Source organism: Paenibacillus sp. FSL F4-0087 (assembly GCF_038020215.1).
Taxonomy (GTDB): domain Bacteria; phylum Bacillota; class Bacilli; order Paenibacillales; family Paenibacillaceae; genus Paenibacillus; species Paenibacillus taichungensis.
This window is the reverse complement of sequence record NZ_JBBODJ010000001.1, coordinates 3,766,508-3,789,599: the sequence shown is the minus strand read 5'-3', so window position 1 is coordinate 3,789,599 and position 23,092 is coordinate 3,766,508. Positions and strand designations below refer to the sequence as shown.

17 protein-coding genes are annotated in these 23,092 nt (G+C 46.7%); all 17 read right to left on the bottom strand.

Annotated features, from left to right (window positions below):
* Positions 1 to 20 precede the first annotated feature (20 nt).
* Entirely contained in the window at positions 21 to 860 is an 840-nt protein-coding gene (gene kduI, locus MHB84_RS17430; RefSeq protein ID WP_076291293.1) for a 5-dehydro-4-deoxy-D-glucuronate isomerase, read from the bottom strand.
* A gap of 141 nt (positions 861 to 1,001) precedes the next feature.
* Positions 1,002 to 2,645 (bottom strand): glycoside hydrolase family 13 protein, encoded by a 1,644-nt coding sequence (locus MHB84_RS17425; protein WP_076291232.1) that lies wholly within the window; start codon positions 2,643 to 2,645, stop codon positions 1,002 to 1,004.
* A gap of 21 nt (positions 2,646 to 2,666) precedes the next feature.
* Entirely contained in the window at positions 2,667 to 3,356 is a 690-nt protein-coding gene (pgmB, locus tag MHB84_RS17420) for a beta-phosphoglucomutase (protein ID WP_076291231.1), read from the bottom strand.
* 18 nt (positions 3,357 to 3,374) lie between these two features.
* Entirely contained in the window at positions 3,375 to 5,576 is a 2,202-nt protein-coding gene (locus tag MHB84_RS17415; RefSeq protein ID WP_076291230.1) for an alpha-L-rhamnosidase-related protein, read from the bottom strand.
* A 56-nt stretch (positions 5,577 to 5,632) separates the two neighbouring features.
* Positions 5,633 to 6,475: a carbohydrate ABC transporter permease gene (locus tag MHB84_RS17410; RefSeq protein ID WP_076291229.1), complete on the bottom strand. Its 843-nt coding sequence runs from the start codon at positions 6,473 to 6,475 to the stop codon at positions 5,633 to 5,635.
* 14 nt (positions 6,476 to 6,489) lie between these two features.
* Positions 6,490 to 7,386 (bottom strand): carbohydrate ABC transporter permease, encoded by an 897-nt coding sequence (locus MHB84_RS17405; RefSeq protein ID WP_053780124.1) that lies wholly within the window; start codon positions 7,384 to 7,386, stop codon positions 6,490 to 6,492.
* A gap of 59 nt (positions 7,387 to 7,445) precedes the next feature.
* Positions 7,446 to 8,732 carry an ABC transporter substrate-binding protein gene (locus MHB84_RS17400; RefSeq protein ID WP_076291228.1) on the bottom strand — a complete coding sequence of 429 codons (1,287 nt, stop codon included), beginning with the start codon at positions 8,730 to 8,732 and terminating at the stop codon, positions 7,446 to 7,448.
* Positions 8,733 to 8,759: 27 nt separating this feature from the next.
* Positions 8,760 to 11,090, bottom strand: a complete 2,331-nt coding sequence (locus MHB84_RS17395; protein WP_076291227.1) for a glycoside hydrolase family 65 protein — start codon at positions 11,088 to 11,090, stop codon at positions 8,760 to 8,762.
* A 157-nt stretch (positions 11,091 to 11,247) separates the two neighbouring features.
* Positions 11,248 to 12,264, bottom strand: coding sequence for a LacI family DNA-binding transcriptional regulator (locus MHB84_RS17390; RefSeq protein WP_076291226.1), 1,017 nt, complete (start codon positions 12,262 to 12,264; stop codon positions 11,248 to 11,250).
* Positions 12,265 to 12,480: 216 nt separating this feature from the next.
* A complete protein-coding gene (gene cyoD / locus MHB84_RS17385) occupies positions 12,481 to 12,810 on the bottom strand; it encodes a cytochrome o ubiquinol oxidase subunit IV (RefSeq protein ID WP_076291225.1) in 330 nt (109 codons plus the stop codon).
* Positions 12,811 to 13,431, bottom strand: a complete 621-nt coding sequence (cyoC, locus tag MHB84_RS17380; protein WP_064640614.1) for a cytochrome o ubiquinol oxidase subunit III — start codon at positions 13,429 to 13,431, stop codon at positions 12,811 to 12,813.
* Positions 13,432 to 15,402 carry a cbb3-type cytochrome c oxidase subunit I gene (locus MHB84_RS17375; RefSeq protein ID WP_076291224.1) on the bottom strand — a complete coding sequence of 657 codons (1,971 nt, stop codon included), beginning with the start codon at positions 15,400 to 15,402 and terminating at the stop codon, positions 13,432 to 13,434. It lies immediately after the preceding gene.
* A gap of 21 nt (positions 15,403 to 15,423) precedes the next feature.
* Positions 15,424 to 16,377: a ubiquinol oxidase subunit II gene (gene cyoA / locus MHB84_RS17370; RefSeq protein WP_076291223.1), complete on the bottom strand. Its 954-nt coding sequence runs from the start codon at positions 16,375 to 16,377 to the stop codon at positions 15,424 to 15,426.
* A gap of 317 nt (positions 16,378 to 16,694) precedes the next feature.
* On the bottom strand, positions 16,695 to 16,958 hold the full coding sequence (locus MHB84_RS17365; RefSeq protein ID WP_076291222.1) for a hypothetical protein: 264 nt from the start codon (positions 16,956 to 16,958) through the stop codon (positions 16,695 to 16,697).
* Between the two features lie 400 nt (positions 16,959 to 17,358).
* The gene (locus MHB84_RS17360) at positions 17,359 to 18,705 is read right to left on the bottom strand and encodes a GH1 family beta-glucosidase (protein ID WP_076291221.1); all 1,347 of its coding nucleotides are present in this window, start codon (positions 18,703 to 18,705) and stop codon (positions 17,359 to 17,361) included.
* A gap of 3 nt (positions 18,706 to 18,708) precedes the next feature.
* Positions 18,709 to 21,102: a glycoside hydrolase family 95 protein gene (locus MHB84_RS17355; RefSeq protein WP_076291220.1), complete on the bottom strand. Its 2,394-nt coding sequence runs from the start codon at positions 21,100 to 21,102 to the stop codon at positions 18,709 to 18,711.
* Positions 21,103 to 21,367: 265 nt separating this feature from the next.
* Positions 21,368 to 23,065, bottom strand: coding sequence for an ABC transporter substrate-binding protein (locus MHB84_RS17350; RefSeq protein WP_445322110.1), 1,698 nt, complete (start codon positions 23,063 to 23,065; stop codon positions 21,368 to 21,370).
* Positions 23,066 to 23,092 lie beyond the last annotated feature (27 nt).

Below are 23,092 nucleotides of genomic sequence, written 5' to 3'. Positions count from 1 at the left end.
TTTCTTTGAAATTTACGCGCCTATTTCAGGTCCTTCATCGCCACGCCGTCCATATCCTCGAACGTCTGGTTTTCACCAGCCATTGCCCAGCAGAACGTGTAGCTGCTCGTACCGACACCACTGTGGATGGACCAGCTAGGAGAGATGATGGCCTGACGGTCACGTACAACCAAATGCCGTGTTTCGTTTGGCTCGCCCATCATATGGAATACGACACCATCTTCCGGCAGGTTGAAATATAAGTATACTTCGGAACGGCGGTTGTGGGTATGTGCAGGCATGGTATTCCACATGTTGCCCTTGTCAAGTTCCGTAATGCCCATCACCAGCTGACAGCTCTGGATTCCGCCTTCTCCCTGGTGGATATAGCGGTAGATTGTCCGTTCGTTCGAGCTTTCGATACTGCCGAGGTGGTTCGGCTGAGCTTGTTCTTGCGTTGCTTTTACTGTTGGATACGTGTGGTGAGCTGGTGTAGATACAAAATAAAACTGAGCCGGCTGATCGTTGCCGTTGCTCTTGAACACAACTTCTTTTACACCTCTGCCGATGTACAGGCATTCCTTCGCACCAATCTCGTATCCTTGGCCGTCAGCTGTCACAGTTCCATGACCTCCAACATTAATGATACCGATTTCACGACGCTCCAGGAAAAAGTTCGTTCCGATATCCTTCAGATTCACTTCAAGTGCAATATCCTTGCTTTGAGGTACAGCCGTTCCTACAATATAACGATCTACATGAGAGTAAACGGTTACCAATTCATCTGTGGCAAACAATTGCTCCATCAGGAATTCCTCGCGCAGACGGGATGTATCGTAGTTTTTCACTTCATTCGGGTGTGCAGCATAACGGTTTTGCATCATTAATCCATTCCTTTCGTTAGTCAGATAATGTTCATATAAGTTCATTTTAGTTCATTTTGTATCTTTTGTGTACCTTTTTTTATAAAAAAAGAACCCGACGGGAAAATCCCCGCCAGGCTCTTGTGATCTCGCTATATATTATAAGGAGTAAATGAGCGCCTCATAAGGACGTAAACGAAGGTGGCCTTCTCTAACCTCATCCGAGGTTGAGCGATCCAGATTGCCAATGATCAAGTGGGCATTCGTGGCTCGATCAGCAATTGAAGCAGGCAGACGATAGGACTGCTCCCAGTCCGAGTGATTGAGAATGACAAGCCATGTCTCTCCATCCAGACTGCGGCTATAGGCATATACATGCTCTTCCCCTGCCGATTGGTCACGATAATCTCCATAGACCATAACCGCGTGTGTTTTACGCAGGGCAATCAGCTGCTGGTAATATGCAAATATGGAGTCCTGCGCAGCCAAATCCCGCTCCACATTAATCTCTTCATAGTTGGGATTGACCTGCATCCACGGCCGCCCTTCGGTAAACCCGGCATGCTTGCTGCTGTCCCACTGCATGGGTGTGCGGGAATTATCCCGGCTCAGCGGCTGAAGACTGTGGAGCACTTCATCTGGCGCACGGCCTTTACCGATTTCTTCCTTATATTTGTTCTTCATTGCAATATCGTGATATTCATCAATGGAAGAGAACCGGACACCCGTCATGCCGATCTCCTCTCCCTGGAATACATACGGTGTTCCCGGAAGGGTATGAATCATGGTCGCCAGTTGTTTGGCGGATTGCACACGGTATTGTCCATCATTCCCGTACCTTGAAACCTGCCTTGTGTGATCGTGATTGTTCAGGAACTGGGAGTTCCAACCTTCATGTCGGAAAGCTTCATACCAGCTCTCCTGAATTTCCTTGTACCGTTTCAGATCCCAAGTAGGCATGTCATCCGCCACCTGGAAATGGAATAACGTATGCAACTCTTTCCGGTTATCCCCCACATACAGAAGGCCATCCTCTGGTGTGACAAACGGAATTTCTCCTACAGTCATGATGTCGTAATGCTGGAGAACCTCCCGGTTCATTTCCTGCAAATATTCATGAATGCCTGGATTATTGCCCAGATAATCAATGTTGTCCGGGTGCTCCGCATCCGGGAAACCTTCCAGCTTGGCGAGCAGATTAATTACATCCATGCGGAAGCCGTCAATGCCCTGATCCAGCCAGAAACGCATCATCCGGTAAATCTCCTCACGCAGCTCGGGGTTTTCCCAATTCAGATCAGGCTGCTCCTTGGCAAAGGAGTGGAAATAATACTGTCCCGTCCGCTCGTCGTAAGTCCACGTTGAAGGTTCAAAATAGGAGCGCCAGTTGTTCGGTGGGCCATCCGGTTTCCCTGGCTTCCATATATACCAGTCGCGTTTCGGATTATCGACAGATGAACGTGATTCTTCAAACCATGCATGCTGCTCTGATGTATGATTGACCACCAGATCCATAATGAGCTTCATGCCCAGTTCATGTACCTTGTCCAGCAATTGCTTGAACTGCTCCATCGTTCCGGCTTTCGCCATGATGCGGTAATAATCCGCTATGTCATATCCGTTATCTTTATCCGGCGATTCATAAATGGGATTAAGCCAGATGACATCAATACCCAAACTTTTAATATAGTCGAGCTTGAGCATCAAGCCCTCCAAATCCCCGATGCCGTCCCCATTCGCATCCAGGAAGCTCCGCCAGTACACCTGATATACCACGGCTTCTTTCCACCATGCCCGGTTCATGCTGCATCTCCCCTTTTCCGCTTAATGGCTGTGCTCCTGCAACGTACGCTCCAGGAAGGACAGCGTGAGCTGTGTAGTATCTTTCAGCACTACGTCCGTTCCAGAACCTTTAAGTACAACTTCTTCACCAATACCCACGGCGATCATGCCTGCGGATTTGATGGCCTCAATACCTGCCTGCGCATCCTCGATGCCGATGCAGGCTTTAACGTCAGCACCCACTTCTTCTGCTCCACGCAGGAACAGATCAGGTGCAGGTTTGCCGTGAGGTACGGAATCCGGATGTACCACATAGCGGAACAGCGAGTCCAACTCCAGCGCCTTCAGAATTTGAGGGGCATTTTTGCTGGCCGATGCGATCACCGCAGGAATGCCGGAGGCTTGCAGCTCAAGCAGCAATTCCCGAATTCCAGGGTAGGTGTGCTCCGGTGTCAGCGAGTCCAGCAACGAGACGTAATGTTTATTTTTACGGCTTGCGAATTCTTCCTTTTCCTCTGCCGAATACGCATCTTCTTTGCTACCCAGACGTAAAATGCGCGCCAGCGACTCTCCGCGGCTAATGCCCTTTAACTGCTCGTTGAACTCCCGATCAAACGGAATATCCAGCGATTCCCCTAGCTTTTTCCATGCTACATAATGGTACTCCGCCGTGTCGGTAATGACACCATCCAAATCAAAAATAACGGCTTGAAGTGCTCCGTTCCCTTTCATTACCCGTTCCTCCCCATGTTATTGCTCTAGTTGCCATTCAATTCGTTTCTCGTTGCTTTCACGTCTCTCGCCTTTCCAGTCCAGAACAACCGTCCAGCCTGATGCATTGGAAATGCTCGCATAACGTTTGCCCTCACTGGATTCAAAATGAATATCAAACTCCGCATCGCCTACCATCAGATGCTCCAGAGTACATGTTTTGTTGCCCCATGCCTGCGGCATATCAGGTGATAAAGTTACACGACGGTGCTGTGCTTCCGGTTGAACGCCGAAGAAGTGTCGTACTACTGGTACAGCCAGTGCATAGATGGTCCACGCCTGCACGACACAGCCGTAGTCCGGGGACATCTCCGAGAATGAACCCGGCACTACACGTGAGAAGCTTTTCCCCATTCGGCGCAGTAAATCCAGTGCATGATCCGGATGCCCGTACGCCGCTTCTGCAACTGCATGTGCTCCGGTAGAGATTGTCATCGTGCCCTGTTGATACATGGCAGCAAGATACGTACCGTATTCACCGATGAAGTCGCGGTTTCGCATCGCTTCCAGCGCACGCTGTCCTTTGTCCTGATCGGCAATTCCTGCTTCCATTGGAGTGACAATGACCCAGTTTTTGTTCAGCAGCCAACCGCGGTCTTTCTGATTCTCACCTGCATCGGCAAGCAATCCTTCCACGTACTCCCGGTAGTCTGTGATCCCTTGCTTTTCAGCGAGAGAAACCATGTAATCCACCTTGGGCAAAATATCGGAAATAGGTGCAACGGCATCCGCATAGAGGCTGTCTTTTTCAGACCAATACACATCATTCACTGCGCGTATCGCTTTTTCGGCCAGTTTTTGATATGTTTCGTGCCGCTTCGTTTCACCCAAATAGAGACTCATATGCTCCAGCGCCTGAAGTGCCTTGGCTGTATATACGGCACTATCAATTAGTTCCATATTCAATCCGGCAATCTCGATGATGCCGTAACCGGAAGGGAAGAGGTCTCCGTCCGGGTCCATCTCACCCAGCAGCCAGTCGATTCCCTGAACACAGTAGTCATAATGCTCGCGCAGAAGTGCATCGTCTCCGGTCCACAAGAACATTTCCCACACAAAGGCGATATAGTGTGCCGTCTCCTGCGTGTTGCCGGGATTAGACACCGCACCTATCGTGGTCACTTCATGCACAAAACGCCCATTGCCGTTCGCTTCCTTGGATTTCTCCAGCAACAGATTCAACGTATCCCGCACCAGTTGATGATCTCCCGTAGCAAGAACACCCTGAAGCGCATACGTACTGTCACAGCCGAACCACCACGGATACGTGGGTCCACCTGCCGTCAAACCACGACCAATTCCGTCCACTTGCTGCACCAGCCACTGATTATTGCGCTTCACCCAGGCAAATTGCTCGTTCAGCTCATCTTCGCCTTCAATGGTCAGCACTGCGCGCTGATCCAACTTGTCGTAGAGCTGCTGCTTCTGCTCTTTCAAGCTGACATGGTTACGTTCGATAACTGCATAAGTCTGCTCACAGGCTTCACGGGATGACTCCGAACCGGCAACAAATAACCGGAAGCGGAACACATCCTTCTCCTCCAGTGCGCATTCGGTTACAAAAGAAATGCCTATTCCCTTGCCTGCCGTCAGTTCTGGTCCGTAAATTTCAGGACCAACTGTCATTTCCACTCCAGGCAGGTCACTTCCAATCATGGCATACCAGTCTTGGGCATGATCTTTGACGATAACCTTGCGCGAAGAAATGGATTCTGCCGTTTCACCCGCTCCTGGAAAAATTCCGATCTCATCGGAATACCACACTGGACGGAGATCGGTACGTGACAGCAGCTCCAGCTTGAGCCGGGTTGTTCCTTTGCCGTATGCACTGATCTCATATTCTGCGACCATGCCTTTTTCATAATCGGGGGCAAACTGACTGCGTTCAATGGATACCGGAATGTGGCTTAATCCGTGATCATAATCGAACCGGCTTCCGCCCCAGGATTCACTTGTGAATCCGTCTGCCCTTGCCCATACCGCAATGTTGCGATCCAGATCGGTTACCTTCAGCCAGAAGCCGTCCAGCAGCTTGATCGGATGCAGCCATATACCGCCCATTTCGTTAGCCATATGATGCCCAAAATCAGGAAAGTATCCGTCCTGGGTACCGCAAATCTTTACATATTCACCTGCGTTATAATACAAATTAAATGGATGTCTGCTTGTTAATGTGGCCATGGTAGTCCTCCTCTGTGGTTTGGCTCACCGCTTATCTCTTCTATTAATACAGACGATTAGCCCTTGATTGCAGAAGAGATAGAAATGCCTTCAATAAAGTATTTTTGTGCAACAAAGAACACAAGGAGTGGCGGAAGCATAATTAGCATCGTTGCAGCCATGAGCATGTTCCATTCCACGTTATACAGCCCTTTGAACATCGACAAACCAAGTGCCAGCGTATACTTCTCACTGGAGTTCAAATAAATGAGTGGTCCCTGGAAGTCATTCCATACGCCCATAAAGGTAAAGATCGATACGGCAATCAGTGGCGGCATGGAAAGTGGCAGCATGATTTTAGTGAAAATCTGCATTTTGTTTGCTCCGTCCACAAAAGCGGACTCATCGAGATCACGTGGAATACCGCGCATGAACTGGCGGATCAGGAAGATGTTAAATGCTCCGCCCCCGAAGAATGCAGGGATAATGAGTGGTAAAAATGTATCAACCCAGCCGATTTCCTTGAACATGATGAACATCGGGATCATCGTTACCTGTGAAGGCAGCATCATCGTCGCCAATAGCACCAGGAAAAGCGTGCGTTTGCCGCGGAAGTTAAACCGGGCGAAACCATACGCACATAGGGCAGACGAGAATACGGTACCGACTAATACCGGAATCAGAATAATCAGCGTATTTTTCAAAAATGTAAAAAACGGGATGGCCAGAACGGCATTTTTATAGTTAGACCACATCCATACAGCCGGGAAAAAATCATCTTTGAACACCTCCGCAGGTGTTTTAAGAGATGTTGCAAACGTCCATAACAGCGGGATCAGCACGACGGCCGCACCAGCAAGAAGCATGAGCATAGAGAATAGTTTCGAGTAGACCGGTTTCCGTGTCGTTGCTTGATTCATCATTTGTCCTCCTCTCAATCCTTTTCGTTATCGCCCTGGTAATAGACCCACATCGAAGAACTGCGGATGACCAGCAGCGTAAACGCCAGAATGATGATGAACAATACCCAGGACAATGCCGAAGCATAACCCATTTCAAAATCGGTAAAAGCTTTATTGTACAGATACAAGTTATAGAACAAGGTCGAGTTCAGCGGTCCCCCGTTGGTCATAACAAATGCTTGTGTGAAATACTGGAATCCGCCGATAATCCCCATAATTACGTTGAAGAACACCGTTGGAGAAATCATAGGCAATGTAATGTTGAAAAACCGTTGAAACGGTCCAGCGCCATCCAGATTGGCAGCTTCATACAGCTCTTCGGGAACTCCCTGCAAGCCCGACAAATAAATGATGATCGTATTGCCGACGCCCCACAAACCCATGACAATCAGTGCGCCCAGCGCATAGCTCGGATCTTGGAGCCAAGCTGGCCCCTGTACGCCGAAAAAGGCAAGCGCCCGGTTCAGAATGCCGTATTCCGGATTAAAAATCATAATCCACATCATTGATGCCGCAACAGCCGGAATAACGGAAGGCATGAAATAGATCAATCGGAAAAATTTCATCCCTCTGTTCCGCATATTCAGCAGTAAAGCGATAAGCAGTGATGCCACCTGATACAGCGGTACGGATACCAGAGCGAAAATAAAGGTAACTTTCAACGATTGATAGAACAGCTCGTCATGAAACATCGTTTTGAAGTTATCCAGACCGACCCATTCGATCGATTGTACGCCGGTAATAATATCCCATTTGCTAAAAGCCAACAGCAGGGAAAACAACATTGGACCAATGGTGAAGAGTAACAAGCCTATAAGCCAGGGTAATATGAACCAATACCCGGCACGCTCGGATTTAGAATTACGCATAGCAGCCTCCTTGATGAAGAGGGTGAATCAGCATGGCAGCCGACTCACCCGCATGGTTTTTACTTGATTTTGCTGTCAACGTTCTTCGCAGCTTCATCCAGAGCGCCTTTGACATCCTGTTTGCCAAGCAGCACTTTTTCCAGCGCCTTGGTGAATTCTTCAACAAACACAGGTCCGTTTGTAGAACGCATAGTTACCGGTTTTTTCGCATAATCCATCATTTCGATGACCGGTTTGTCTGCTACTTCTTTGGCTTTGACTTCGTCCAATTCCTTCACAGTCGCTGGCAGTACTTTACCATTCGCAGAGCGAAGCTTCTGTGCATCTGTACCCGAGAGCCATTTCACCAGTTCGTAAGCCGCTTCTTTATTTTTACCGGCTGCGTTGATCGCCCAACCCGCACTTGCGATGATGCTTGAACGAGTACCATCCGTATTTTGCGGAATAAGTGCAGAACCATATTGAACATCGGATTTGTCGAGGTCACCTTTGATCCAACGACCTGTAATCATCATAGCGAGCTTGTCTGTCATGAACATCGATGAATCTCCGCCAAGCGTCTCGGAATCCAGTGGCGTCGGGGATACACGGCTATCTCCTTGGGACCAAGAGACGTATTTATCCATTGCCGCTATCGTTTTTTCACTATTCATGTAGCCTTCTGCAGCTGTTCCATCGTCATTCGCAATGTCTGTACCGTAATCCCACAGGTACGTATAGATCGGATATTCCCATTTGCCTGCGTTGAATCCGAATTGAGTATATTTATTGCCGTCTTTTTTAGTCAGTTTTTGTGCAGTTGCAATCATGTCATCCCAAGTCCATTCATCTGTTGGATAAGGGATTCCCGCTTCGTCAAACATACGTTTGTTGTACCACAGAGCAAGTGGGTTGAAATCTTTAGGCAAGTAGTATTGTTTGCCTTCGATTTTCATATTTTCAATGAGATCCTTTTGGAAAATATCCAGATTAAACGCGGTGTCTTTGCTCAAATAATCGTCAAGCGGCTCAATTACACCTTTATCCACGTATTTATAGTAGTCACCTTCACCAACCAGGAATACATCTGGTGCCTGACCTGCTGCCAGGGATGTAGTGAGTTTTGTTCCATAACCTTCACTTGGAATAGGCTCAAATTTCACTTCGATATCCGGGTGTGCAGCATTGAACTCTTCCGCAAGCTTCACTTCATCCGCACCGGAGTTGACATCTCCCCATACAGAGAAGGTGAGTTTTACTTTTTCTCCTTTTCCACCTTCTGCACTGTTGCTTCCACCTGAAGAACACGCGGATAACACTAATACCAAAATCAGCATCATGACCAAACTTGCGGACCCTTTTTTCATTTAAATGACCTCCCACATGGATTTATATTAAACCAAGGTTTGAAACCGTTTGCTGAAAGTAACTTTCTGACCGGACAGAAGCAGAGAAATTTCTTCCTCTGCATCACTCTCGATTAGAATACCCTCGGACGTGATTGTGATATGCAACAGCTGGTTTTGCCAGTAGAGCGGGAATTTCAGACTGTTCCAGGACTCAGGCAGCTTTGGATCGAGATGAAGCTGGCCATCCAACATGCGAACTCCGGCAAATCCCATCACCACACATTCCCATATTCCGCCCAGCGAAGCTGAGTGGATACCTGCATCCGAAGAGTGCATATGCGGCCCCAGATCAATCTCTGAAGCCCGGCGGAACAGATCATATGCGAGCGGACGATCACCGAAATCACTGGCAAGGATACTGTGCGTCGATAGGGACAGTGAGGAATCATGCAATGTTTTTTCCTCGTAGTAGTCATAGTTCGCACGTTTGATAGCGGGTTCAAATTTATTTTCAAGCAGGAAGAAAAGCATCATAATGTCAGCCTGCTTCGAAATTTGCATTTCACCAACCTGATCCAGGTTGTAGTCATTGAAGATACTGGCGACTTTCGTCTGATTTTTATAAGGGGTAAGATCAATGACTTTCTTCTGCAAGTACGTATCATCTTGTGGAATAAGTCCTTGTTCATTTGGCCCTGGCAGATACATTTGATCCAGCTTGTTCCACGCTTCCCGAGCGGATGTCAGGTCAAGCTTCATAGACAATGCCTTGAGCAACTCAGGTTTTTCCTGCTCAAGCTTTTCATAATATTGAATGGCAAGTTCCATATTGAAGTGAGCCATATGATTGGTGAATGCATTGTTGTCCACATGTTCCTTATACTCATCCGGTCCAACAACCTCATTGATATGATAACGGCCCTTGGCCTCATCCCACTCCAAACGACTGGCCCAGAACGTTGCTGTATCAAAAATGATTTCGTAGCCACATTGATCCATGAACGCCTCATCACCTGTAGACTGGACGTAATGCCAAACGGCATAAGCGATGTCAGAGGTAATATGCTGTTCAATGAAGCCGGACCAGATCTTCGTCTGTTCTCCGGTTACGATATCTACATCTCCCCATACCGGTGTAACTTCGCCATCTTCGATCCAGGCTGCTTCCCACGGATACATGGCTCCTTCGAATCCGTTCTCCTTGGCTTTACTTCTAGCTCCATCCAACCCCTGATATCGATATTCCAGCAAGGATCTTGCGATCTTGGGGTTGCTGTAGATGAAGAATGGAAGGATGAAGATTTCCGTATCCCAAAAGGAATGTCCCTTGTACCCTTCACCACTTAATCCTTTCGCACCGATGCCCATGCGATTATCATGCGCTGGTGTCATAATGACGAGGTGATAGATGGCAAAACGGATGGCAAGCTGGTCATAACCACTTGTGCTGTCCACTTCAATGTTGTACGTGGACCAAGTATCCGCCCAGGAGTTAGCGCTTTCACGAAATAGCTGATCATACCCTTTTTGCGACTCTTGCTTCAGCTCTGTCAGCGCCGATTCACGCATTTGATCCAGTGAATATCCACCGTTGCTGTACACCAGATCGCGGCTAGTATGCACATTCGAGATTTTTTCCAGTGTTACCGATTGTCCAGCTTCCACGGTCATTGTGCCTTCGATGCCAACCTTGCGACGTCCCATCGTTTGACGCAGTTCCGGCTCAACCTTTTCACCATTCAGCTGCCAGTGGTGCACCGTATTAGTTACAAAATCAATAGCAGATTGTGTCGTCGTTGACGTCATTTGAATATATGTCTTTTCAAATATCCGTTTTTCGCCTTCTGTGAAATGCTGCGCACCCGAGTTCGTCCATTGTCCATTAATACCGGATGCAATGTGAACACGCGCCTGACCATCCAGTGGCTTGATGCTTACGGATGAACCAACCAAATGACGGTTACTCAAGGAAACAAAACGACGGAATTGAAGTTCAAAGCTTTCTCCTGTTGGGCTCTGCCATACCACGTTACGAGTCAGCTCACCATTTTTGAGATTCAGTTGACGACTGTAGCTGATCGTTCTTCCTTTTTCCAAGCTGAAGGTTTCCCCATTCAGGGTGATTGAAAGCTCCGTCACATCTGCTGCATTAGGGAGTTCAGTTACTTCATGTTCGTCAAACTTATTGAAGGTTCCAGCTACGAACCAGTTCCGCACTTGTCCAACATAATTCTCGTCCGTTGCGGAGCGAAGTCCCATGTAGCCGTTTCCAAGTGAGAGTACAGCTTCGCCTTTCCCTTGATGAGCCGGATCAAACCCGGTTTCAGTTACCAGCCAGTTACTCCATTCTCCTTGTCCTGCATCGTATTTCAGCAATGTGTATTCCCCCTATGTCTATCTTATGATGTATCCGAAACGTTTTGGATTTGAGTGAAAATAATACCGAAACGTTTCGGATTTTATAAAACATTTCGGTGCTCTCTTCATTTCGGTAATTTTGCAATCCCTCGCGAACCGTATTTCTCAGCTAAACTCAGCGACCTGGTTTGGCTGTCGAGGATCTCAAAACCAATTCATTTTGCAAAATATTAAATTTGGGGCTGTTTTCCGATCTCAGCATGCCCATCAGCAGGTTTGCAGCTTCATGTCCCAACTGATACATGTTCTGTCCGATGGTGGTGAGTGGTGGTTGAAAATAAGCGGCTGTCGGAATGTCATCAAATCCCACTACAGACAATTCATCCGGTATAGTGATACCTAGTTCATTCGCAGCCTTCATTACACCCAGAGCCATCATGTCGCTTGCACAAAAGATTGCTGTAATTTCCGGATAAGCCTTCAACAACTCTGCTGCTTGCTGCTGTGCTTCCTCTTCCGTGAAATTCCCGTTTACGATCCATTCAGGCTTCAAGCTGAATCCTGCGCTGCTCATTGCATCGGAATATCCTTCATAGCGCTCCTTGGAAACAAAAGCCTCTGGGTAACCATTCACCATGGCAATCTGCCGATGACCCAAACTGATAAGGTGCTCTACAGCAGTCTGTGCACTTTGTTTGTGATTCGTTGATACAAAACCAACATACTCACTGTGAATGGGGATATCAATTAATACACAAGGAATGTCACTATCCAATACTTCCTGCAAATACGGATCATCCGTCTTCACACCCTGAAGAATGACGCCATCCACCTTTCGTTCCCTGCACAGCTGTGTGTACGTTTTCATCTTTTGCTTCGCTGTATTCGTGCTGAACAAAATCAGATCATAATCTGAATTGGCAGCGCTATCATTAATTCCGCAAAGCACTTCGAAAACAAAGTTGTTATCGATGTTTTTGTACGTCATGCCTGATACGAGCAACCCCAGCGTTTTGGTTTCCTTCATGACCAGGCCTCTCGCTAGACCATTCGGACTATAATTCAGGTTTTCGGCGGCTTCTTTAATCCGTTTGCGCGTACTATCGCTGACGTCCGAGTACCCATTCAGAGCTCTGGATACGGTCGTAATCGAAAATCCCGTCATTTGTGATATGTCTTTGATTGTAGCCAATTGCTTTCCTCCAAAACGTTTCGGATTACTTATATTTCTGAGTATACGGATTCGAGAAGAAAAATCAAGAACTTTTTTCGACATTATTTTCGACTTTTTGGAACTCGTCTATCCCTTACCTTATTCTACCTGCATTGCGTGCAATCAGATAGGGTAAAAAAAAATCTCCCGACTTTTAAATAAAGTCGGGAGATCCCTTAAGCTATTGCCTAAAACTTAATGTGCAACTGTATTGTTCAACATGATCCAGATGGAACCAATAACGATGGTCAACATGATCAACAGACCAAAGATCAAAGCCATTACATTCCAGCGTGGCTTCTCCGATTCACGGATATGCATGAAGAAGAAGAGTTGAACCACAAACTGAAGTCCTGCTGTTACCAGAACGACACTCAGCGCTGCTGTTCTGCCCATCATGTCATTCAGAACCACTACCAAAGGGATAATGGTCAGGACAACGGACAGAATGAAGCCGATGACATAGGACTTGAGTGAACCATGCTGTTCGTGGCCATGGGACTCATGTGAGTTATGCTCTGCCATCTACATCACCCCCATCAGATAGACGATCGACAGGAGGAAAATCCAGACGACGTCCAAGAAGTGCCAGTACAAGCTGATTACGTTGATTTTACCGCGAGTTACATCGGTAATTCCACGTTTTTTCAGTTGCAGCATCAATCCGATCATCCAGATCAGACCGAGAGATACGTGAAGTCCGTGAGTACCCACAAGGGTGAAGAATGCACCAGAAGCTGCACTCGTTGTATAACTGAACCCTTCGTGAATCAGCTCAATAAACTCCGTTACTTCCAGGGCGATAAAGCTCGCACCCAGAACAGCTGTAACTGCCAGCCAGCTGATCAATTGCTTCACCTTGCCCTGATTCATGGCAAGAACTGCAAGTCCACTTGTGAATGAACTTGTGAGCAAGATAAATGTTTCGGCAATAACGCCAGGCATTTTGATCAATTCAGACAACACTGGTCCGCCCGCCGTATTGTCACGCAACACAATAAAGGTTGCGAACAATACGGAGAACAGGATAACGTCGGAAATCAGGAAGAACCAGAATCCGAGTATTTTCAATTCTTGCGGGTCATGGTGACCATGGTCATGATCATGTGCATGGTCATGACCGTGCTTCGCGGCTGCTTGAGCCATTTATACCGACCCCCTTAACGACGCTTCGGTACGCTTAATTTCGTCAACCGGAATATAATAATCCGTATCGTATGAGAATGAACGAGCGATCATGCAAATTCCTACGCCAGCGAGTCCAAGAATTGCCATCCACAGCCATCCGAATACAAAGCCGAAACCGGCGATGAACCAGAATATAGACATGATGAACGGAATCGCGGAGTTCTTAGGCATATGAATCGGCTCAAGCGGCTGTTCAGGTGGATAAATTCCTTTGGCACGACGTTCTTTCTCTTCCCACCACTCATCAATATCATCTCCGCGCGGTGTAATGGCGAAGTTATATTCAGGAGCAGGTGAAGGAATCGACCACTCGAGCGTACGACCACCCCAAGGGTCGCCAGAAGCTTTGAGTGTTTTGTATTTCCGAATGCCGTCTGCGATTTGTGCAACCTGGAACAAGAAACCGACACCCATCAGGAATGCCCCGATTGTGGATACAAAGTTCAGTTCCCACCAGCCAGTATCCCAGCCATAGGTGCTCAGACGACGTGTCATACCCATCAAACCGACAGCGTACTGCGGCATGAAGCAGACATAGAAACCGATATTCCAAGTCCAGAAAGCCCATTTACCCAGTTTTTCAGGTAGTTGGAATCCAAACATTTTAGGCCACCAGTAGTACAGACCTGCAAAGTATCCGAATACTACACCACCGATCAATACTTGGTGGAAGTGGGCAATCAGGAAGTAACTGTTGTGGAACTGGAAGTCAGCAGGTGCAACGGACAACATAACCCCCGTCATCCCCCCGACGATAAAGCATGGTATAAATGCTATTGTCCATAGCATCGGGGTATCCATGCGTATCCTTCCTCGGAACATGGTAAACAGCCAGTTAAATATCTTAACCCCTGTTGGTATGGCAATCAACATCGTGGTAACGGCGAAGAATGCATTGACGTCTGCTCCCGAGCCCATCGTGAAGAAGTGATGCGCCCATGTAAAGAAGGACAGGAAGCTAATGATCAGCATCGCAAATACCATTGATTTGTAACCAAACAATTTTTTCTTCGAGAATGTACTTACAACCTCGGAGAACACGCCGAATGCCGGTAAGACAACGATATATACCTCAGGGTGACCCCACATCCAGATCAAGTTGATATACATCATCGGATTACCGCCCAGATCAAGTGTGAAGAAATGCGCCCCCGCAAACCTGTCGAGGAAGAGCAATGCAAGTGTCACAGTCAAGATTGGGAATGCAAACAGAATGATAATACAAGTGGAGAATACCGACCATGTAAACATCGGCATTTTCATCCATTTCATGCCTGGCGCACGCATTTTAATGATGGTAACCAGGAAGTTGATACCGGTAGCCAGGGAACCGATACCCGAAATCTGAATACCCCATATATAGAAGTTTTGTCCCACCCCCGGGCTATGCGATAGCTCCGATAAAGGTGGATAACTGAGCCAGCCTGCGTCCGGTGAACCACCGATAACGAAGGACAGGTTGAACAGCATTGCTCCCAGGAAGAATAACCAGAAGCTTAGTGCATTAAGGAATGGGAACGCAACGTCCCTTGCCCCGATTTGAAGCGGTACAATAACATTAAATAAACCGAACATAAACGGCATCGCCATGAATAGGATCATGATGGTACCGTGAGTCGTAAAGACCTGATTATAATGCTCGGGATGTAAGAAATCCATGTTAGGCATAGCTAGCTGAAGACGCATCATCAGTGCATCCACACCACCACGGAAAAGCATGATTATGGAAGCAATAATATACATAATACCGATCTTTTTGTGATCGACGGTAGTTAACCAGTTACGCCAGAGCCAGCCCCATTTTTTGAAATAAGTCAGCACCGCTACGATGGTAATCATCGTAATTCCGATCGCCACGTCCGCACCATAAATCAGCGGATCACCGGTAACGAAAAACTCCGATGCAAACTCCTTAAGTCTCTCTAACATTGGGGGCCTCCTTTCGAATCTTTAGTTAGCACTCTTGTCCACGTCTTGCGTAGTAATCTCTTTGACACCTGAAGCTTCACCGTGCTTGCTGTGAGCACTTTGACCGTCAATAACATACTTGGTCACGATGTCTTGGAACAGTCCTTCAGGGAAGGAAGAATAATAAGCTACATTGCTTGTTCCCGGTTCCGCCAGTGTTTTATACGTTTCTTGCGTCAGCGGTTGGGATTGTTGTTTCACTTCAGTCACCCATTTATCGAAGTCTTCCTCCGATGTGGCATTGACGTCAAAACGCATTTGGGCGAAGTGTTCTCCGGTAAAGTTGGCACCTGAACCCCAATATTGACCTTCATGATCAGCTTGCAAGTACAAGGTCATCGCCATACCCGACATTGTATAAATCTGTCCACCAAGCTGCGGAATCCAGAACGAGTTCATCGGTGAATCCGCGGTGAGCTCAAATTTTACGGGCCGGTCTGCCGGGATATTCAACGTGTTGACCGTTGCAATACCTTGCTCCGGATACATAAACAGCCATTTCCAGTCCAGTGAAGATACTTGAATGGTCACCGGTGCTTTCTCGGAAGCCAATGGCTTCGAAGGTTCCAGATCATAGGTGTAGCGAATGGTTACAACCGCCAACAACCCAATAATAATGATCGGAATGGTCCACCAGATAGCCTCCGCTTTAGTGCTATGAGACCAGTTAGGCTCATAAGCAGATTTATTGTCCGGTTTGTCGCGGTAACGCCATACAATTACAGCAGACAAAATCAATACAGGCACAATAACGACTGCACACAGAATTGTCGAAATGACAATCAAATCTCTCTGCGAAGCGCCAATAGGCCCTTTCGGATCCAGAACAACGTACTGCCCGCCTGCCAGCATTGGCCAGACAATCAATGCAATTGTAACCAACGTCAGGACAACCGGAATGATTATCCGAATTAGCGACCTAGGTTTCTTGTTCATCTTGATCCCCTCTCCTTAAATTCGCTCATACTGAAAAAACAGTATACTACTCTCTTCCTTCTAAAGATATCAGAAATGAGCAACTTTTTTGTTCATGTTAACAAATTTGTCGATTTTGCACCTTAAATGTGTGAATTTTTTCTCACAAATCGCTTGCACACTTGATATTTCCTCATTGTAATCTTTACACTTCAAGTCACAAAATAAAACCCTTTGCAGTCCCGTTGAACAGTATCAACGAATCCGCAAAGGGCTTTATTGACTGGGATTCCGGGAGCTTATCCAGTCTTATTATGAACGAAATAACGCTAGATTATTTAATCGGCGCCTTCGTCTTCCCGGCGTGTATGAACAAGTCCAATCGATTTGGCAATTACGTAAATAAATACACTACCCACCAAGAAACCGATACCCACCATTAATCCGAGGTTACGATCATTAAAATCATTCAGGTTAATCAGGCACATGATTACTCCCGTAATGAGGGCAACCCAAGCCAGAACTGTCATCGTTAACACTGCACGCCGCATATTTTTATCTTTGCGCTCCAATTGGCTTACCATTGCTGTCTTCGATGCCATAGTAAACACTTCCTTTTCCCTTTTTGTAAGTGCTTTCCTTATACCAATATACCACATCAGTATGATTTTTAGTCAACAAATGTTCAAATTTCTTTCGCAATTTGGACACTTTATTTGTATTTTAACTGTTGACAAGGACCAGATCACTTCTTCTTACTTCTTATAACCCAAAAACGCTCTTCTCATAACATGAAACAGCCCAGACCTTATGAAACCTTCATGAACATGTGCTCTCTTCGCTGAAATTAAATAACAAAAAAAGACGGTGCATCGGATTTCCGATGTACCGCCTTCTATCTAATTAAACACGTTTGTCCCTGCATTTAACAATTGAACTAACGTTAAATTACTTATTTAAAGATAAGTTCACAACGTTACTTCCTCAACATTGAAGAGCAGCCTAAATTCGTGTTTCCACCCAATTATTTTTGATCACATTCTGATACCAATAGAAACTTTCTTTAGGTGTTCTAACCAGCGAACGGTAATCCACATGCACAAGACCAAAACGCATACGGTATCCTTCCGCCCACTCAAAGTTATCCATCAAAGACCAAGCCATGTACCCTTTCAGATTAATGCCGTCATTGATAATCCGATGAATTTGGGCCAAATGCTGCTCATAGTATGCAATCCGGCGATCATCATTGATTTTACCGTTTTCCAAATCATCATTGATGCAAGCTCCATTTTCTGTGATGTAGACATCCACATTTCCGTACTTTTGCAAATAGTGCATGAACTCATACAGTCCGCGTGATTCCACAGGCCAGCCAATATCGGTCTTGGTAAGTCCCATATCCACCTCTTCGGATTGCAATGCACCCGCCTCTGGATTGAAACGATTGATTCCCATGGTGTAATAGTTAATGCCCAACAGATCAATGGGTTGCGAGATGATTTCCATATCGCCTTCTTGAATTGGGACGGTAGCTCCAGCTTCTGCGAACCAGTCCACCATAAATTGTGGATACGATCCTTTGTAAATCGGGTCTAGGAACCAATCGGTATTCAGTGCAATGGAACGGTCGCAGGCTGCCTGATCTTCTGGAGATTTGCTGTAAGGCTCAGCCCAGCATACATTGGGTGCAATACCAATCTGTCCTGTTGTGCCTAAGCGACGGAACGATTGAACGGCTTTACCGTGAGCAACGAGCAATCCATGAGCAACATTAATGGATGTTTGCAGGTCCTTATTTCCTGGCGCATGAATGCCAAGCAGGTTGGACAAAAACGCAATACACCATGGTTCATTGAAAGTCAGCCAGAAATTAATTTTTCCAGAAAACTCCTTGAAGATAACTTCAGCATATTTTACAAATGCATCCACCGTCCTGCGATTGCCCCAACCTCCGATATCCTCAAGTGTCTGAGGCAGGTCCCAATGATACAGTGTACAGAAAGGTTCGATTCCTGCTTCAAGCAGCTTATCCACGAATCGATGATAGAAATCCAATCCTTCCCGATTGATCTCGCCATCTCCATCAGGAATAATACGCGGCCAGGCGATGGAGAATCGGTAGGTGTTGATCCCAAGCTTTTTCATCAGCTCGATGTCTTCCTCGTAACGGTGGTAACTGTCACAAGCCACATCACCATTGTCTCCATTAAAAACTTTGCCGGGCGTACGGGCAAACGTATCCCAGATCGATACCCCGCGTCCACCTTCCTGCGCTGCCCCTTCTATTTGATAAGAAGCTGTTGCTGTTCCCCAGCGGAAATCTTGTGGGAATTGAAAAATTGTCATCGTTTACTCCTCCGTCTCATATGACACGCGGATCATCTGTCCTGCGGTCATGGTTAAAATAACTACATAATCACCCTGAGGTGTAAGCTGCGCCTTGACCTGATCGTTTCCTTCCACACGCAGTGGGCATGCACTCCGAATGGTTATCGAACCAGTGTGATCAGCCTTAATTTCGGCACTTGAGAGTCTGCCCTCTGTCCACTCGATTGCCACCGTGTATCCACCACGTGCCCGAAGTCCCTTCACACTGCCATTGGCCCAGTGCACAGGCAGCGCTGGCAGCAGATGTAATTCACCCAAGTGGCTTTGCAACAGCATCTCGGCAATACCGGCAGTGCCACCAAAGTTGCCATCGATCTGGAACGGCGGATGATCATCGAACAGATTAGGATGCGTGGATCGAGCCAGCAGCGTACGGACAAACTGATGTGCAAGCTTGCTATCCAGCAGCCTCGCATACAGATTGATCAACCAGGCACAGCTCCAACCTGTATGCCCGCCACCTTGTGAGATACGACGTTCAAGTGACACTCGTGCTGCTTCCACCAGTTCCGGCGTATCCAGTCGATTGATCTGCTCCCCCGGATATAGACCATACAGATGGGAGACGTGACGATGCCCCGGTTCGGATTCGGCAAAATCCTTAAACCATTCCTGCAGTTGCCCCTCGCTTCCGATCTGGAATGGATAGAGCTTACTACGTGCCTCGCTCCACTCGTTCGCCAGTTGCTGATCCACATCCAGTTGTTTGGTTGCCTCAATGCATCGATCGAACAACTCACGAATCAATGTCATGTCCATCGTCGAAGCCATGGAGATGCTGCGAGCCTCTCCTTCCTCAGTAAGGAACTTGTTCTCCGGAGAGGTTGATGGAGCGGTAACCAGATATCCGTCTGGCCCCTCTACCAGCCAGTCCAGACAGAAGAGTGCCGCTTCCTTCATGATTGGATACGCGCGTTCCGCGAGAAACTGCTGATCACGAGTAAACAGATAATGCTCCCATAGATGTGAAGTCAACCACACGCCACCCACTGGCCAGAACGCCCAACTTGCGTCTCCGCCTGTAGGCGTGGATGTTCTCCAAATATCCACATTATGATGGGCTGTCCAGCCGCGTGCTCCGTACAAAATGCGCGCCGTCCTTCTTCCGGTATCGCTTAAATCCTCCAACAGACCAAACAGTGGCTCATGGCATTCGCTCAGATTGCATACTTCTGCCGGCCAGTAATTCATCTCCGTATTGATATTAATCGTGTAATCACTGTGCCAAGGCGGCTCCACCTGATGGTTCCAGATTCCCTGCAGATTCGCTGGCTGGCTTCCTTCACGTGAACTACCCATTAACAGATATCTGCCATACTGAAAATAGAGTGCCTCCAGGCCGGGATCATCGGCTCCAGCCTGGTAAGCTTGCAGTCGCTCATCTGTAGGTAATTCTTCTTTGGCTGATGCGCCAAGATCAATTGATACTCTTGAAAATAAAGTTCCATGATCCATCACATGTCGCTCCCGAAGAGCCTTCATGCCATGAGCCATCGCTTTAGTGATTACCTCACTGCACTCCTGATCTAGAAGCATACTATCCTTAACAGGTGTCACATCATAGCCCTCAAAAGCAGTCGCCGCTGCCAGATAAAAAACAACCTGGTCCGCTCCCTCAATATGAAGTTTCCCATCCATAACCGATATTTCGAAATTTTTTCCCGTCGCAGTTGCGGCCAATCGCACAGCATAAGCCGTTCCCCGATCTTCTTCGTAGATGACAGACTCCGGATGATCCCTGAAATAATTCGATTCAACATGACTCGGACAGCGACTGAACAAAGTAAGTGCATCGCCAGAAGCCTGAACATGATAAGGATGTGGACTGTCCAACGTAACACTTACGTTTACAGATCCCTTACGATCAGCAGTGATGGTACAGATCATGAGATCATCTGGCGCACTGGCATATACTTCACGTACATAATGAATGCCTTTATATGAATACTTCGTTGTTGTAATGCCGGTGTGGAGATTCAGCTCCCGCTCAAACTCATCGTACGTATTCCCATCCAGTTCATCGTGCTGCAACTTAAAGTGGCCCATCGGCTGATAAGCTTCCACATCACGTCCCAGCATTTCGCGGTTCAGCAATTGTTCAGCTTCGCTATATTGCCCGGACATAATTAGTTCACGGGTCTGCTTCAGATACCGCTGACTGCTGTACTGAATGGTGTCGCGCGGAAATCCGGACCACAATGTATCTTCATTCAGCTGGATTTGTTCATCCGCTGCTCCGCCATATACCATACCGCCAAGGCGACCATTACCGATAGGCAACGCCTCTTCCCAGCGAGTAGCGGGCTGACGGTACCACAGACGATTTTCTTTTGTTCTCTCATTAAATGGGGACATAGATAACTCCTGTTCATGAATCAGCTATTTTTCAATCAATACTAAAACGTTTTCGATATAACTAAATAATCACTATAAATGCTGTTTTACTTGTACTTAACCCGCTTACCTATAAGGCTAAATCTTCGTTTATCTGAAAGTGCTTACAGTATGAAAATTATATTTGATTTCGAAATTTGCGTCAATGTTAAACATCACATGGCAGCAAAAAAGACCCTATCTCAGGGCCTTTTTTTTATCTCAGCCTATTCAATTAAAACATAAGTTATTTTACGTCTTTACCTGTCCACAGGGAAACACGATCTTTAACCCAAACGGTATACTGTTTCTCCATTTCAACTGCGCCGGCTTTGTCCAACTCAGCGAGGAAATCATCGTATACTTTATCAAAGTTCGCAGTTGTTGTCAGAACAGCTTCAGGAATACGTTTGCGCACGATATCCTGTGTTTTCTGGAACGTTACGCTATAATCTGTACCTGAAGGTACAGGCATGTTGTATGCAGCGCCCCAATCTTTCAGTTGCAACTCATCTTCAGAAGGATAAAATTCTTTCCATGTTGTAATACCATAGGCTTTCAACGTTTCTTTCTCTGCCGCCGTATAACCAGCCTGGATCTGCTCAGGGAAGTTCGTTGTGTAATAGTTATCCGTGGAATCTTTCACACCATCACCGTATCTAGCACTAAACACGCTGTACATCCCAATTCCTGTTTCTTTGGTGAAGTTGGAGTTGTCATTGGTTTTACGATCCTGGATATCTTGAGGAATCACCCGTTGACCATCTTCTACATTGTAGTGTTGGCCTTCAATACCCCAGTTTCTTAACACTTGACCTTCGTCCGAAGCGAGCCAGTCCATGAATTTGATAATGCGAACCGGATCTTTGGCAGAAGTTGTGATTCCGATACCATATCCGTCAAATCCAGTTGGTTGGAATGTATGGTCCACAATGTCCTTGTTCAAAGATACAGAGAAGTGAGCATATGTGCTGTCATCTTTGCCTGCTGATTTGAGTGCATTTTCAGCTTCTTGGTAGTTCCACTCTTGGTCAATCAGACCGAGTACACGGCCACTTGCAATTTTGGATTTATATTGGTCATCCTTCTGCACAAATGTATCTTTGTCCAGCAATCCTTCATTGTACATATGATTCAACCAGCGGAAATACTCTTTCTCCTCTGGACGTTTGTAATGGAGCGTAGCTTCATAAGTCTCAGGATCGATGTAATATTCTCCATCATCCGGTGCTCCTGTTGCCTGGAATGCCGGGTTCGTTACCGTAATCATAATCTTCCAATCATCTGCATTCAGCGTCAATGGAATAGTCGGCTGTCCGTCAATTGTTGGGTGTTTTTTCACATATTCTTTCAATACATTCTCGTAATCCTCAAGTGTTTTCACTTCAGGGTATCCGAGCTCTTTCAGTACTTTTTGTTGAATTTCAAATCCGCCAGTTGCGTCAAACGCAACATTATCAACACCCATATTCGTTGGGATTGTATAAATGGCCTGATCCTCCGAACTGTATTTCAGCCGGTTCATCTGGTCCCCATATATTTTTTTCAGGTTTGGAGCATGCTCCTCAATCAGATCGGTCAGGTCAAGCATCGCGCCTGCATCCACAAGTTTAGACAAGTTACCTTTTGGAAAAACAATATCAGGGTACTCACCACTAGCAGCCATAAGCGCAATTTTTTGATCGCCACCATTGTTCACGTCATACTCAGCCTCAATTGTAACGCCTGTTTGCTTGGTAATCTCTTTACCGACTGCATCCTGCATTTTGTTCCAGGTTGGACTGGCGTCCGCACCAAAGAATGTAATGGTAACCGGTTCGGTTCCACTGGACTCGGAGGTTTCTTTGCTTCCCGAATTTCCGCAGCCAGCTGTAACCAGCATTGCACTTGCGAGCATCAACATTGCAAACGTCTTGGGTGTATTGCCTTTCATTTTGCCTCTCATTGTCTAGTCCCCCTATTATTTATGAAG